This window comes from Crenobacter luteus (assembly GCF_004345725.1).
In the GTDB taxonomy this organism is placed as follows: domain Bacteria; phylum Pseudomonadota; class Gammaproteobacteria; order Burkholderiales; family Chromobacteriaceae; genus Crenobacter; species Crenobacter luteus.
This window is the reverse complement of the sequence record NZ_SLXG01000038.1, coordinates 1-12227: the sequence shown is the minus strand read 5'-3', so window position 1 is coordinate 12227 and position 12227 is coordinate 1. Positions and strand designations below refer to the sequence as shown.

The following is a 12227-nucleotide window of genomic DNA, read 5'->3' as shown; positions in this document are numbered from 1 at the left end:
ATTCTAGGGACGGGCAGGCGGGCGGTCTGTGGGCGCTGTGTGCGCGGATTGCGCGCCTTGGCTGACCGTGTGTGACGGCGTGTGACGGCGGCGGGGTGGGGCGTTAACGAAGCTTGCGGCGCAACGTTTCGTTAACACCGGCCAACGTTGACCGAAGCGGGGAGAGGGGAAAGCCAGGCCGCGCGTCCGCCGGCAACGAAGGCGTCGCCGGCCCGCGTTGGCCGAGGCGGTCAGGCGTCCGGCTCGGCCGGCGCCGCGTCGGGCAGCGTCAGCGTGAAGCGCGCGCCGCCGAGCGCCGGCGAGGCGTCGACCGCGAGCGTGCCGCCGTGCAGCAGCGTGACCGCGCGCGCCAGCGCCAGGCCGAGGCCGTAGCCGCCGCGGCTCTTGGTGCGGCTGGCGTCGAGGCGGAAGAAGGGTTCGAAGATCCGTTCGCGGACGTCCTCGGGGATGCCGGGGCCGTCGTCCTCGACGGTCAGCCGCACCGCGCCGTCGGCGCGGCCGGCGGCGATCGCGACCGTACCGCCGCCGTACTTGACCGCGTTGGTGACGAGGTTGCGCACCGCCATGCCGAGCTGGTCGGCGTCGACCGAGGCGGTCAGCCCGTCGGCGGCGTCGACGCGAAAGACGGTGTCGGGCGCGGCGCGCTCGAGCGGCGCGACCAGCTCGGCCAACCACGGCGCGAGCGTCAGCGGCGCGCGCGCCAGCCGCGTGTCGCCGCGCTGGATGCGCGCCCAGGTCAGGCTGGTCTCGATCAACCGCTCCAGCTCGTCGAGGTCGCCGATCAGGCCGGCGTACTGCCGTTCGCGCTCGGCGTCGTCGTCGGCCTCCAGATACATCTCCAGCCCGAAGCGCAGCCGCGCGATCGGCGTCCTCAGTTCGTGCGACAGCGCCTGACTCATCGCCTGGCGGCTCGCCATCAGCGTCTCGATGCGGCCGGCCATGCGCCGGAAGCCGCGCGAGAGCGGGCCGAACAGCTCGGTCTCGGCCGGCGGCGGTCGCGCCGAGAACTCGCCGGCGGCGTACTTCTCGGCGGTGGTCAGCAGGCCGACGATGTCGCGCCAGAACTCGCGGTACCAGCGGTAGAGCACCAGGCCGTAGGCGATGCACAGCAGCAGCAGCGCGACCAGCTCGGCGGTTTTTTCCGGGCTCAGCCAGCGTTGCTGCGACAGCAGCAGCGCCTCGCGCAGCGGGCCGATGCGCACCGTCTGCCGCCCCGGCAGCTTCAGGTAGGCGGTCACGTCGTCCTCGTCTATCGCCCAGTCGCGGCCGATCAGGCCGGTGCGCGCCGACAGCGGCAGCGGCGCCGGGTTGAGCACGATAGGGTAGCCGAACTCGCGCGACAGCTGCGCGGTCAGCGCCGGCCACTGCTCGGGCGCGGTGCGCAGGTATTCGGCGCGCACCAGGCCGACGGTGCCGCGCAACAGCCGCTCGAGGTCGCCCTGCTCGTACTCGGGGTAGAGCCGCGATACGGTGGCGTTGACCAGCACGATCAGGAGGAAAAAGCTGCCGACGATGCGCAGGTAGTAGCGGCCGAACAGCCGCAACTGTTCGAAGCGGCCGGGCAGCAGGCGGCGGCGCGACGGCGCGTTCACCGCGCCTCGCCCCAGTCGCTGGCCGAGAACAGATAGCCCTGGCCGCGCACGGTCTTGATGCGGCGCGGGTCGTCAGGGTTGTCGCCGAGCTTTTTCCTGAGCCGCGAAATGCGCGCGTCGATGCTGCGGTCCAGCCCGTCGAAGCCGATGCCGCGCAGCGCGGTCAGCAGCTCGTCGCGCGAGAGCACCTGGCCGGCGTGGCTGGCCAAGAGCCACAACAGGTCGAACTCGGCGGTGGTCAGTTCGATGCGCTCGCCGGCCAGCCACGCCTCGCGCTCGCCCTGGCTGATGCGAAAGTCGCCGAAGGCGAATTCCGGTGCCGCGTCCGGCGCGGGCTCGGGCGGCGCGGCGCGGCGCAGCAGCGCCTTGATGCGCGCCAGCAGCACGCGCGGCACCACCGGCTTGGCGATGTAGTCGTCGGCGCCCAGTTCGAGGCCGAGCACCTGGTCGAGGTCGTCGTCGCGCGCGGTCATCATCAGGATGATGCCGGGGTAGGCGGCGCGCACCTCGCGGCAGATGTCGAAGCCGTCCTTGCCGGGCAGCATGATGTCGAGGATCACCAGCGCGGGCATCTCGGACAGGATGCGCGGCACGGCGGCGGCGCCGTCGGCCTCGCAGGCGACGGTGTAGCCGTGCTTTTCGAGGTAGGCGGCGGTCAGTTCGGCCAGACGGGCGTCGTCTTCGACCAGCAGGATGGCGGGATTCATGGCGGCGGACGAAAGTGGCGATGCGAGCATGATAGCGAGGCGGGGCCGGCTGTGTAAGCGAGCGTAACCGCGGCTGCCGGCCGCGCGGCCGTCGGGTATCCTTGAAGGCGTGACGCATTGCGATGAAGGAGGTCTCGTGAGCCGCATCATTTTCGTCGAGGACGACGCCGAGCTGGCCGGCCTGATCGCCGAGTTCCTCGGCCGCAACGGCTTCGCCGTCGAGATCGAGCCGCGCGGTGACACCGCGCTGGCCACCATCCTCGCCCATCCGCCCGAGCTGGTGATGCTCGACATCATGCTGCCCGGCAAGGACGGCCTGGCGGTCTGCCGCGAGCTGCGGCCGCAGTTCGCCGGCCCGATCGTGATGCTGACCTCGCTGGACAGCGACATGAACCAGATCCTCGGCCTGGAACTGGGCGCCGACGACTACATCGTCAAGACCACGCCGCCGCCGGTGCTGCTGGCACGCCTGCGCGCCCAGCTCAGAAGCCGCGGTCTGGCGAGCGCCGCGCCGCCCGCCGGCGACAGGCAACTGGCCTTCGGCGTGCTCGCCATCGACGCGAGCAGCCGCGACGTCCGGCTCAAGGGCGAGCCGGTGTCGCTGTCGACCGCCGAGTTCGACCTGTTGTGGCTGCTGGCGCGCCACGCCGGCGAGGTGCTCTCGCGCGACGAGCTGCTCAAGACCTTGCGCGGCGTCGAGTACGACGGGCTGGACCGCAGCATCGACGTCGCGATCTCGCGGCTCAGGAAAAAGCTCGGCGACAACCCGTCCGAGCCGTTCCGCATCAAGACCGTACGCCACAAGGGCTATCTGCTGTCGCCGTCCGGCTGGCAGGACTGAAGCCGAACCGCCATGCGCCGGATCTTCATCCAGTTCTACCTGCTCTTGATCGCCTGCTTCCTCGTCGCGGTGCTCGGCGTCGGCCTCGTCTACAAGCGCGCCGGCAGCGACATGGGCGACCGCTACCTCGCCGACCTCTTGCAGGCGACGCTGACCATGATCGAGGACAAGCTCAAGGACGTGCCGCCGCCGCAGTGGGGCCAGACGCTGGCACGCCTCGACCCGGGGCTGACCTTCAAGGTGCGCGTCGAACCGGTCGGCGCCTACGAGCTCGACGAACCGGCGCGCGCGGCGCTCGCGCGCGGCGACATCGTGATGCTCGAAGACAGCTCCGAGTTCCTGCAGCGCCTGCCCGGCAACGACGACTACATGCTGGTCGCCGGTCCGCTCGACTATCTGCTGTTCCTGCACCAGCTCAAGTGGATCGACTACCTGCTGCTGGCGCTGGTCGGGTTGTCGCTGGCGGTGCCGGTGTTGCTGTGGATGCGCCCGCACTGGCGCGACCTGATGGCGCTCGAGGCCGGCGCGCGCGCGCTCGCGCATGGCGAGCTGTCGCGGCGCGTCGCGCTGTCCGAGCGATCCGGCGTTTTCCGCGTCGCCGAGGCGTTCAACCAGATGGCCGACGCGATGGAGGAAACGATCGCGAGCAAGCAGGGGCTGATCCGCGCCGTCGCGCACGAATTGCGCACGCCGCTGGCGCGGCTGCGCTACCGGCTGGCGATGCTCGGTGGCGACGCCGCCGCGCAGCGCGCGATCGAGCGCGACATCGACGCGATCGACTCGCTGGTCGAGGAACTGCTGCTGCACGTGCGGCTCGACCGGCCCGAGACGCCGCTGACGGTCGAGGTTTTCGACGGCGCGTCGTGGTTGGCCGAGCGCGTCGACGAGGCGGCGGCGCTGTGGCCCGGCCTCGTCTGGTCGGCCGAGCCGGGGGCCGGCGTCGGTGCGCTCGAGGGCGACCGCGTGCTGCTGTCGCGCGCGCTCGACAATCTGCTGGGCAACGCGCGCCGCTACGCGCGCTCGATGGTCCGCGCGCGGCTCGAGCGCACGGGCGGCCGGCTGACGCTGACCGTCGACGACGACGGCCCGGGCATTCCCGAGGGCGACCGCGAGCGGGTGCTGGATCCTTTCGTCCGGCTCGACGCCAGCCGCGCGCGCGATACCGGCGGCCACGGCCTCGGCCTGGCCATCGTCGCTTCGGTGATGCGCGCCCACCACGGCGAGGTGCGCGTCGAGACGAGCCCGGAGGGCGGCGCGCGCCTGGTGCTCGCCTGGCCGGCGCTACATTCGGTTACGGAAGGAAACACGGCAGATGCAGAACGGCGCGCGAGTGCGGGTTAGGATGGGTGCCGGTCAAGACGGCGGCGTAAGGAGAGCGAGCGCACCGTGAGAGGGACGATTTTCCTGATCCTGGCGGCCCTCGTGGCCGGGCAGGGCGGCGTGGCCGCCGGCCCGCCCGAGGTGCCGGTCCGGGTCGTCAAGCGCCCGGTGAGCATTCACCGGACTCATGCCGGTCGGGCGTCGGAGCAGCACAAGGGCAAGGATGAAGTAGTGAAGAAGGCAGCCTCCGCCTCCCGTTGAGGGGGACGTGTGGTTGAACAGGGGTTGAAGGGCGGCGCGAGCCGCCCTCTTTTTTTGCTCAGACCTCGGCCCACTGGCGCAGCAGGTTGTGGTAGGTCGCGGTCAGCGCGACCAGCTCCTCGGTGTCGCCGTGTTTTTCCCTGAGGCTGGCGATCGCCATGTCCATGTCGAACAACAGGCTGCGCCGGCCGTCGTCGCGCACCATGCTCTGCGTCCAGAAGAACGACGCGACGCGCGCGCCGCGCGTGACCGGCTCGACGCGGTGCAGGCTGGTCGACGGGTAGAGCACCATGTCGCCGGCCGGCAATTTCACCTTGTGCACGCCGTAGCTGTCCTCGACCACCAGCTCGCCGCCGTCGTATTCGTCGGGGCCGGTGAAGAACAGCGTGCACGACACGTCGGTGCGCACCCAGGCGCCGGAGAACGGGTCGGCGCGCACCGCGTTGTCGACGTGGTTGCCGAAGTCCATGCCGCCCTGGTAGCGGTTGAACAGCGGCGGGAAGATGGTCTTGGGCAGCGCGGCCGAGAAGAACAGCGGATGGCGGCGCGCCGCCGCCTCGACCATCGCCGACAGCTCCTTCGCCTCGGCCGTCGCCTGCGGCAGTTGCAGGTTGCGCTTGACCTGCGCCGACTGGCTGCCGGCGGTGATGCGGCCGTCGGCCCACGGCGCGGCCTCCAGCAGCGCGCGACCGTGTGCGAGTTCTTCGGGGGTAAGGACGTCGGGGATGTGCAGCATCATGAGGGTTTCCTTGCTCGCGGTTGGATTCGGCCGCGGATCGGCCGGCGGGCGGGGGTGGTATCCGTTTTGGCAAACGCCCGGGCACGCTTGCCAAAACGGCCTCGGCCAACGTCTGCGGTTGGCCGAGGCTTTGCCCGACGTCGGGTTTAGTACTTGAAGCCGACGGTCAGCTGCGCTTCGCGCGGCGTGCCGTGGGTGGCGTGGCCACCGTAGGCGCCGTCATAGTACTTCTTGTCCGCCAGGTTGTTGAGGTTCAGCTGCACCAGGTACTGGCGGGTCTCGTACGACAGCATCGCGTTGGCGGTCGTGTAGGCCGGCAGGTGGTTGGTGTTGGCTTCGCTGGCGTAGCGCTTGCCGACGCGGGTGAGGCCGAAGCCGCCGGTGACGGTGTCGGTGAACTTGTACGTCGTCCACAGGTTGGCGGTCACGCGCGGCGTGTAGCGCGGCATCTTGCCCTTGGTGCCGGCCTGGTCGCCGGAGGCCTCGTCGATCTTCGAGTCCATATAGGTCGCGCCGGCGAACACTTCCCAGCGCTCGGTCAGGCGGCCGGCGCCTTCGAGCTCGATGCCGTCGGTGTGGCGTTTGCCCGACAGCACGGCCACGTCCGGGATCAGCGGGTCGGTGTTGCGCTCGTGGGTCTTCTCGATGCGGAACAGCGCGGCGCGCAGGCTGGCGTCGCCGTCCATCAGGTCCCATTTGGCGCCGACTTCCATATTGCGGTTCTTCTCCGGCGGGGTGTTGCTGCCGCGCTTGTCGAGCGCGTAGGCCTCGCCGGACGGGTTGAACGAGGTGCCGTAGCTGGCGTAGTAGCTTTGCATCGTGTCCGGCTGCCAGATCAGGCCGGCGCGGTAGCTCCAGATGCGGTCGGTGCGCTCGGTGTCGAAGCTGCGGGCCGGGTCGGCGTTCAGCGTGCCGTCGGCGTTGTAGGCGCGGGTCTGGTACTCGCCCTTGAAGCGGTCCCAGCGCGCGCCGAGCACGGCCTTCCACTGCGGGGTCAGTTCCAGGGTGTCCATCGCGTACAGCGCGACGTTGCTGGCGTCGAAGTGCGTGGTGCCGGTGCGGTAGCGGCTCAGGTCGACCGCGTCGTTCGGGCTGGCGGCGCCGACGGTGCTGTTGGCCGGGTTGTTGCGCAGCGCGTAGCGGCTGGCGTCGGACTTCTCCTGCGTCAGCTCGAGGCCGGCCAGCAGCGTGTGGCGCACGGTGCCGGTATCGAACTTGGTGACGAGGTCGGTCTGGTTGTTCCACGACTGGTCGACGCCGTCGCGCATCGGTTTGCTGCGGCGCAGCGCGGTGGCGTCGGTGACCGGCACGCCGGCGCTGGCGCCGACCAGGCGCGCGGCGGTCGGCGAGACGTCGCGGTCGAAGCGGTTGAAGCGCAGCTGGTTGCTCAGCGTCGTGTCGTCGCTGATGCGGTATTCGAGCCGGGCGGTCGCGATGTCGGTGACGGTGTCTTCGAAGTCGCCGCTGAAGCCGTAGAAGCGCTTGCGGTCGACGCCGATCGGACGCCGGGTGTTCGGGTCGTACGGGACGCCGTAGTCGGGCACGTTGTTCTCTTCCATGTGGAAGTAGGACAGCGTCAGCGTCAGCGGCTCGCCGAGGCCGAAGGCGACCGACGGCGCGATGCCCCAGCGGGTGTTCTCGACCGGGCCGCGGTCGGAGCCGTCGTTGGTCGCCATCAGGTTCAGGCGCGCGGCGGCGGTGTCGCTGAAGGCCTGGTTGATGTCGGCGGTGACGCGCTGGAAGTCGTGGGTGCCGACGGTCAGGCTGCCCTCGATCTTCTCGCCGGCGTACGGCGTCTTGCTGACCTGGTTGACCACGCCGCCGGTCGAGCCGCGCCCGAACAGCATCGAGCTGGCGCCCTTGAGCACCTCGACCTTCTCGTCGTTGAACGGGTCGCGGTTGTACTGGCCGATGTCGCGCATGCCGTCGCGGTAGGTGTCGGTGGTGGCGGCGAAGCCGCGGATCACGATCTGGTCGCCGGTGCGGCCGCCTTCGCCGGCGGCGAAGGTGATGCCCGGCACGTTGCGCAGCGCGTCCTTGAGGTTGGTGACCAGCTGGTCGTCCATCAGTTGACGGTTCACGACGTCGACCGACTGCGGGATGTCGCGCAGCTTCTGCTTCATCTTGCCGATCGAGGTCGTTTCGGTCTTGTACGTGCCGCGCACCGGCTGCTCGGCGGTCACCTTCACCGTTTCGAGTTCGGCGCTGTCGCTCTTGGCCGGCTCGGCGGCGTGCGCCAGCGCCGGCGCGAAGGCGGCGGCGGCGATCAGGCCGACCGCGCGGCGCGCCGGCAGCTTGCCGTGTTCGATGGACGGCGAATCCGTCAGCTTGGACTTCATGGTCACTCTCTCTCTTTTTCTGGTTGACTAGGGATGGATCGCGAAGACGCTGGGCAAGCCGGCCCCCTGCCGGGCTGTCCAGCATCGGAAAAAACGGTCGGGAAGGTACGGGTCCGCGGGCGGCCCGGCCAGGCTTCAGGGTTGGCCGAGCCGGGACGCCTTGCGGCGTCAGGGCGCCTCGGTGACGAAGCCGATGCGCGAGACGCCGTTCTGTTGCGCGTTCGCCATCGCCTCGGCGACGAACTCGTAGCGCGCGGTCTTGTCGGCGCGCAGGTGCAACTCGACGTTCGGGTCGGCCTGGGCGGCGGCGGCGAAGCGGCCGGCCAGCGCGTCACGCGCGACGGGCTCGTCGTTCCAGAAGTAGCTGCCGTCCGGCTTGACGACGAGGCGGATCGCGTTCGGCTCGTCCTGGTGCTCGGCGGCGGCCGCCTGCGGCAGGTCGATCTTGACCGCGTTGGTCAGCAAGGGGGCGGTGATGATGAACACCACCAGCAGCACCAGCATCACGTCGACCAGCGGCGTGGTGTTGATCTCAGCCATCGGGGCGTTGCTGCCCTTGTCGAAACTACCGAACGCCATCGATCGCCTCCGCCTGGGTCAGCAGTTGCGCGTGCAGGTCGTGCGCGAAGTGGTCGAGGTCCTGGCCGATCACGCGGTTGACGCGGGTGAAGGCGTTGTAGGCGAGCACGGCCGGAATCGCGGCGGCGAGGCCGGCGGCGGTGGCGACCAGCGCCTCGCCGATCGGGCCGGACACGGTGGCGATGTTGACCTGGCCGGCGGCGCCGATGTTGACCAGCGCGTGGTAGATGCCCCACACGGTGCCAAAGAGGCCGATGAAGGGCGCGGTCGAGCCGACCGAGGCCAGCATCGTCATGCCCGACTCCAGCTTGCCGGTCTCGCGCGACAGGCCGCGGCGGATCGCGCGGGTCAGGAATTCGTTCAGGTCGCAGCTCTGGCCGAGCGAGGCGCTGGCGTGCTCGCGGTAGTGGCGCAGCGCGGCCAGACCGTCGTGCGTCAGCGCGGCGACCGGCGAGGCGTGCTCGGCCAACTGTGCCTGCGCGCTCTGCCAGTCCTTGGCCGCCCACAGCGCCGTCTCGGCCGCGCGGTTGGCCAGACGGGTGCGGCGCAGCATCAGGCCGCGGGTGACGATCAGCGTCCAGGTCAGCACGGACATCGCGATCAGGATGAGGAATACCGCGATCAGGATCGCGTCGCCTTGCTCGAATACGGTCAACAGGTTCATGGCTGGGTCTGCTTAATCGAAAAATCCACCGCGAAGGTGTAGGTAAAGGAAATCGGTTCGTCGCCGCGGCGCGCCGGCGTGAAGCGCCACTCCTGCACCGCGGTGCGCGCCGCGCGGTCGAGACGCGGGAAGCCGCTCGACTTGGCGACCTCGACCGACTCGGCGCGGCCGGCGGCCGACACGAGCACGCGCATCAGCACCTTGCCCTCCTCGCCCAGTTCGAGCGACAGCGGCGGGTAGGCCGGGCGCGGGTTGTTCAGGTAGCCGCCCCGGTGCGTCGGCGGCGTCACCGCGACCGGTTTGTCGGCCTTCTCGCCACCGGCGGCGGCCGGCGCGCTCTGCGGCGCCGGCGCCGGCTCGGCCGGTGCGGTGAAGGTCGGCGTCGCGGTGGCGGCCGGCGCCCTGGCGGTCAGCAGCTTCGGCGCCTGCGGCTTGGGTGCCTTCTGCGCCACCTTGTGCGGCGCCGGCTTCGGCTCGGGACGCTTCTGCGGCTCGGGGGCCGGGCGTGGGGCCGGCTGCGGCGCCGGAGCGAGGCTGATCATGGTCAGGCTCTCGACCTTGGGCGGCACGACGACGTCCCGGGCCTGGGCGATGCCGACCAGCAGCGCGCCGACGCCGACGTGCGCCAGCAGCACGCCGCTGAAGGCGAGAGTTTGCAAGCGATTCTCATTCATGGGGGCGGATGATAATGCAAATGTTTCCTATTTGAAATTGTCGCCGACGAATTATTCATATTGCATTGCAAAATCGCCACAGAAGAGGAATGGCATGAATCGCGCCGCAGCGCTTGAGTTCGCGCGCGCCGCCTTCATATGCTGAACATTGCCGGCCGCCGGGCGCCGGCCAGAAGGAAAACCACCATGCAGCAATTTGACGGAACCACCATCGTTTCGGTGCGACGCGGCAACCGCGTGGCGCTGGGCGGCGACGGCCAGGTCACCCTGGGCAACGTCGTCATCAAGGCCACCGCGCGCAAAGTCCGCCGCCTCTACCACGACAAGGTGCTGGCGGGCTTCGCCGGCGGCACGGCCGACGCCTTCACGCTGTTCGAGCGCTTCGAGGCCAAGCTCGAGAAGCACCAAGGCCACCTGGTCCGCTCGGCGGTCGAACTGGCCAAGGATTGGCGCACCGACCGCATGCTGCGCCGCCTCGAGGCGATGCTGATCGTCGCCGACGCCGAGAGCACGCTGATCATCACCGGCAACGGCGACGTGCTCGAGCCCGAGCAGGGCATCGCCGCGATCGGTTCCGGCGGCTCGTTCGCGCAGGCCGCCGCGCGCGCGCTGTTCGAGAACACCGAGCTCGACCCCGAGGTGGTGGTCAAGAAGTCGCTCGAGATCGCCGGCGACATCTGCATCTACACCAACCACAACCACCTGATCGAAACGCTGGGCTGAAGCGGGCGACGCGTAAGGAAGACCATCAAATGAGCCAAATGACCCCGCAGGAAATCGTTCACGAGCTGAACAAGCACATCATCGGTCAGGACGCCGCCAAGAAGGCGGTCGCGATCGCGCTGCGCAACCGCTGGCGTCGCCAGCAGGTCGCCGAGCCGCTCAGGAGCGAGATCACGCCGAAGAACATCCTGATGATCGGCCCGACCGGCGTCGGCAAGACCGAGATCGCGCGTCGCCTGGCCCGGCTGGCCAACGCGCCCTTCATCAAGATCGAGGCGACCAAGTTCACCGAGGTCGGCTACGTCGGCCGCGACGTCGACTCGATCATCCGCGACCTGGTCGAGATCGCGATCAAGGACGCGCGCGATGCGGCGATTGTACGGAACCGCGCGCGCGCCGAAGGTGCGGCAGAAGAGCGCATCCTCGACGTGCTGCTGCCGCGTCCGCACAAGCCGGGCTTCTTCGGCGAACCGCAGGCCGAGGAGAAGGCCGAGGACAACGCCACCCGGCAGAAATTCCGCAAGATGCTGCGCGAGGGCGCGCTCGACGACAAGGAAATCGAGCTCGACGTCGCCGCCGCCGCGCCGGCGATGCAGATCATGGGCCCGCAAGGTATGGAGGAACTGTCCAACCAGCTGCAGTCGATGTTCCAGGGCCTGTCCGCCGGCAAGAAGCAGACGCGCAAGATGAAGGTCGCCGAGGCGTTCAAGCTCCTGATCGACGAAGAGGCCGCCAAGCTGGTCAGCGAGGACGAGCTGCGCCAGGAAGCGCTGACCAACGTGCAGGAGAACGGCATCGTCTTCCTCGACGAGATCGACAAGGTCACCAGCCGCGGCGAAGGCAGCGGCGGCGCCGACGTGTCGCGCGCCGGCGTGCAGCGCGACCTGCTGCCGCTGGTCGAGGGCACCACCGTGTCGACCAAGTACGGCATGGTCAAGACCGACCACATCCTGTTCATCGCCTCGGGCGCCTTCCAGTTGTCCAAGCCGTCCGACCTGATCCCCGAGCTGCAGGGCCGCCTGCCGATCCGCGTCGAACTGGGCGCGCTGTCGGTCGACGACTTCAAGGCCATCCTGACCCGCACCGACGCCTGCCTGACCCGCCAGTACGCGGCGCTCTTGGCCACCGACGGCGTCGAGCTCGAATTCGACGAGTCGGGCATCCAGAAGTTGGCCGAGGTCGCCTGGCAGGTGAACGACAAGACCGAGAACATCGGCGCGCGTCGTCTCTACACCGTGATGGAGCGCCTGCTCGAGGAAGTCTCCTACAGCGCGCCGGCCGGCAAGCTGGTGATCGACGCCGCCTACGTCGACGCCAAGCTCGAAGTGGTCGCCCAGCGCGAGGACCTGGCGCGTTACGTCCTTTAAGAGGCATCCGCCATCCGCGCAAACGCCCGCCGTCACGGCGGGCGTTTTGTTTGTACCGGCCGCATGGGGCGCGCGCGCATTCGCACGCCCTCTATGGCGATGGAAGGCGCGCGCGCCCGGTCCGTCGCCGTTACGGCAAAAAGGCCCGGATGCGGCGGATTCCATCTTATATGGAAGGTTGGCCGAGCCGCAGGCTCGGCCAACCCTGGGGGAGGAGGGTGGCGCGGGCAGGGTGGCAAAATAGTTGATATGGATAAGTCTTGTTGAATCAGCGACTTGTTGGCGATGTTTTTGATTGTGGCGGTTATTTCAATATTTTTCGCGCCAAAGGTGTTGACGTCGCGGGAGGGGGTGGGTATAGTTCGCCTCCTCGCTGCAGCGCAAACGAAACAACGCGACGCAGCCCGCTCTTTAATAAATC

The 12227-nt window shown here is 69.2% G+C and carries 12 protein-coding genes; 5 read left to right on the top strand and 7 right to left on the bottom strand.

What is annotated here, in order from left to right:
* Positions 1-230: 230 nt before the first annotated feature.
* Both EV683_RS14815 and EV683_RS13820 read right to left on the bottom strand, forming a co-directional pair.
* Positions 231-899 carry an ATP-binding protein gene (locus EV683_RS14815; protein ID WP_424948513.1) on the bottom strand — a complete coding sequence of 223 codons (669 nt, stop codon included), beginning with the start codon at positions 897-899 and terminating at the stop codon, positions 231-233.
* A gap of 689 nt (positions 900-1588) precedes the next feature.
* Entirely contained in the window at positions 1589-2299 is a 711-nt protein-coding gene (locus EV683_RS13820) for a winged helix-turn-helix domain-containing protein (RefSeq protein WP_066613548.1), read from the bottom strand.
* 136 nt (positions 2300-2435) lie between these two features.
* On the opposite strand from EV683_RS13820, the gene rstA reads away from it, so the two are divergent.
* Genes rstA through EV683_RS13805 form a run of 3 tightly spaced genes read left to right on the top strand, consistent with a single transcriptional unit; the run spans position 2436 to position 4721 of the window.
* A complete protein-coding gene (rstA, locus tag EV683_RS13815; RefSeq protein ID WP_066613550.1) occupies positions 2436-3140 on the top strand; it encodes a two-component system response regulator RstA in 705 nt (234 codons plus the stop codon).
* Between the two features lie 12 nt (positions 3141-3152).
* Entirely contained in the window at positions 3153-4481 is a 1329-nt protein-coding gene (rstB, locus tag EV683_RS13810; RefSeq protein WP_131863178.1) for a two-component system sensor histidine kinase RstB, read from the top strand.
* Between the two features lie 45 nt (positions 4482-4526).
* Complete coding sequence (locus tag EV683_RS13805; RefSeq protein ID WP_131863177.1) at positions 4527-4721, top strand: hypothetical protein; 195 nt, start codon at positions 4527-4529, stop codon at positions 4719-4721.
* A gap of 58 nt (positions 4722-4779) precedes the next feature.
* On the opposite strand, the gene EV683_RS13800 is transcribed toward EV683_RS13805, so the two are convergent.
* The 5 genes from EV683_RS13800 to EV683_RS14740 all read right to left on the bottom strand — a co-directional run bounded on the left by EV683_RS13800 (position 4780) and on the right by EV683_RS14740 (position 9701).
* A complete protein-coding gene (locus EV683_RS13800; protein WP_131863176.1) occupies positions 4780-5460 on the bottom strand; it encodes a Fe2+-dependent dioxygenase in 681 nt (226 codons plus the stop codon).
* A 146-nt stretch (positions 5461-5606) separates the two neighbouring features.
* The gene (locus EV683_RS13795) at positions 5607-7799 is read right to left on the bottom strand and encodes a TonB-dependent receptor (protein WP_131863175.1); all 2193 of its coding nucleotides are present in this window, start codon (positions 7797-7799) and stop codon (positions 5607-5609) included.
* Positions 7800-7967: 168 nt separating this feature from the next.
* Positions 7968-8378, bottom strand: coding sequence for an ExbD/TolR family protein (locus EV683_RS13790; protein WP_066613572.1), 411 nt, complete (start codon positions 8376-8378; stop codon positions 7968-7970).
* Positions 8365-9042 (bottom strand): MotA/TolQ/ExbB proton channel family protein, encoded by a 678-nt coding sequence (locus tag EV683_RS13785; protein ID WP_066613575.1) that lies wholly within the window; start codon positions 9040-9042, stop codon positions 8365-8367. Before EV683_RS13785 ends, EV683_RS13790 begins: the two co-directional genes overlap by 14 nt.
* Complete coding sequence (locus tag EV683_RS14740) at positions 9039-9701, bottom strand: energy transducer TonB (protein WP_131863174.1); 663 nt, start codon at positions 9699-9701, stop codon at positions 9039-9041. The genes EV683_RS13785 and EV683_RS14740 overlap by 4 nt, the downstream gene beginning before the upstream one ends.
* A gap of 201 nt (positions 9702-9902) precedes the next feature.
* Between EV683_RS14740 and hslV the strand changes: the two genes are divergently transcribed.
* Positions 9903-10439: an ATP-dependent protease subunit HslV gene (gene hslV, locus EV683_RS13775; RefSeq protein WP_066613579.1), complete on the top strand. Its 537-nt coding sequence runs from the start codon at positions 9903-9905 to the stop codon at positions 10437-10439.
* Between the two features lie 29 nt (positions 10440-10468).
* Entirely contained in the window at positions 10469-11806 is a 1338-nt protein-coding gene (hslU, locus tag EV683_RS13770) for an ATP-dependent protease ATPase subunit HslU (RefSeq protein WP_066613582.1), read from the top strand.
* Positions 11807-12227 lie beyond the last annotated feature (421 nt).

Excerpts from the sequence above, each read along its gene's own strand:
- EV683_RS14815 (WP_424948513.1), bottom strand. The coding sequence starts at position 899 with ATGAGTCAGGCGCTGTCGCACGAACTGAGGACGCCGATCGCGCGGCTG.
- EV683_RS13820 (WP_066613548.1), bottom strand. The coding sequence starts at position 2,299 with ATGAATCCCGCCATCCTGCTGGTCGAAGACGACGCCCGTCTGGCCGAA.
- rstB (WP_131863178.1), top strand. The coding sequence starts at position 3,153 with ATGCGCCGGATCTTCATCCAGTTCTACCTGCTCTTGATCGCCTGCTTC.
- EV683_RS13800 (WP_131863176.1), bottom strand. The coding sequence starts at position 5,460 with ATGATGCTGCACATCCCCGACGTCCTTACCCCCGAAGAACTCGCACAC.
- EV683_RS13795 (WP_131863175.1), bottom strand. The coding sequence starts at position 7,799 with ATGAAGTCCAAGCTGACGGATTCGCCGTCCATCGAACACGGCAAGCTG.
- EV683_RS13790 (WP_066613572.1), bottom strand. The coding sequence starts at position 8,378 with ATGGCGTTCGGTAGTTTCGACAAGGGCAGCAACGCCCCGATGGCTGAG.
- EV683_RS13785 (WP_066613575.1), bottom strand. The coding sequence starts at position 9,042 with ATGAACCTGTTGACCGTATTCGAGCAAGGCGACGCGATCCTGATCGCG.
- hslV (WP_066613579.1), top strand. The coding sequence starts at position 9,903 with ATGCAGCAATTTGACGGAACCACCATCGTTTCGGTGCGACGCGGCAAC.
- hslU (WP_066613582.1), top strand. The coding sequence starts at position 10,469 with ATGAGCCAAATGACCCCGCAGGAAATCGTTCACGAGCTGAACAAGCAC.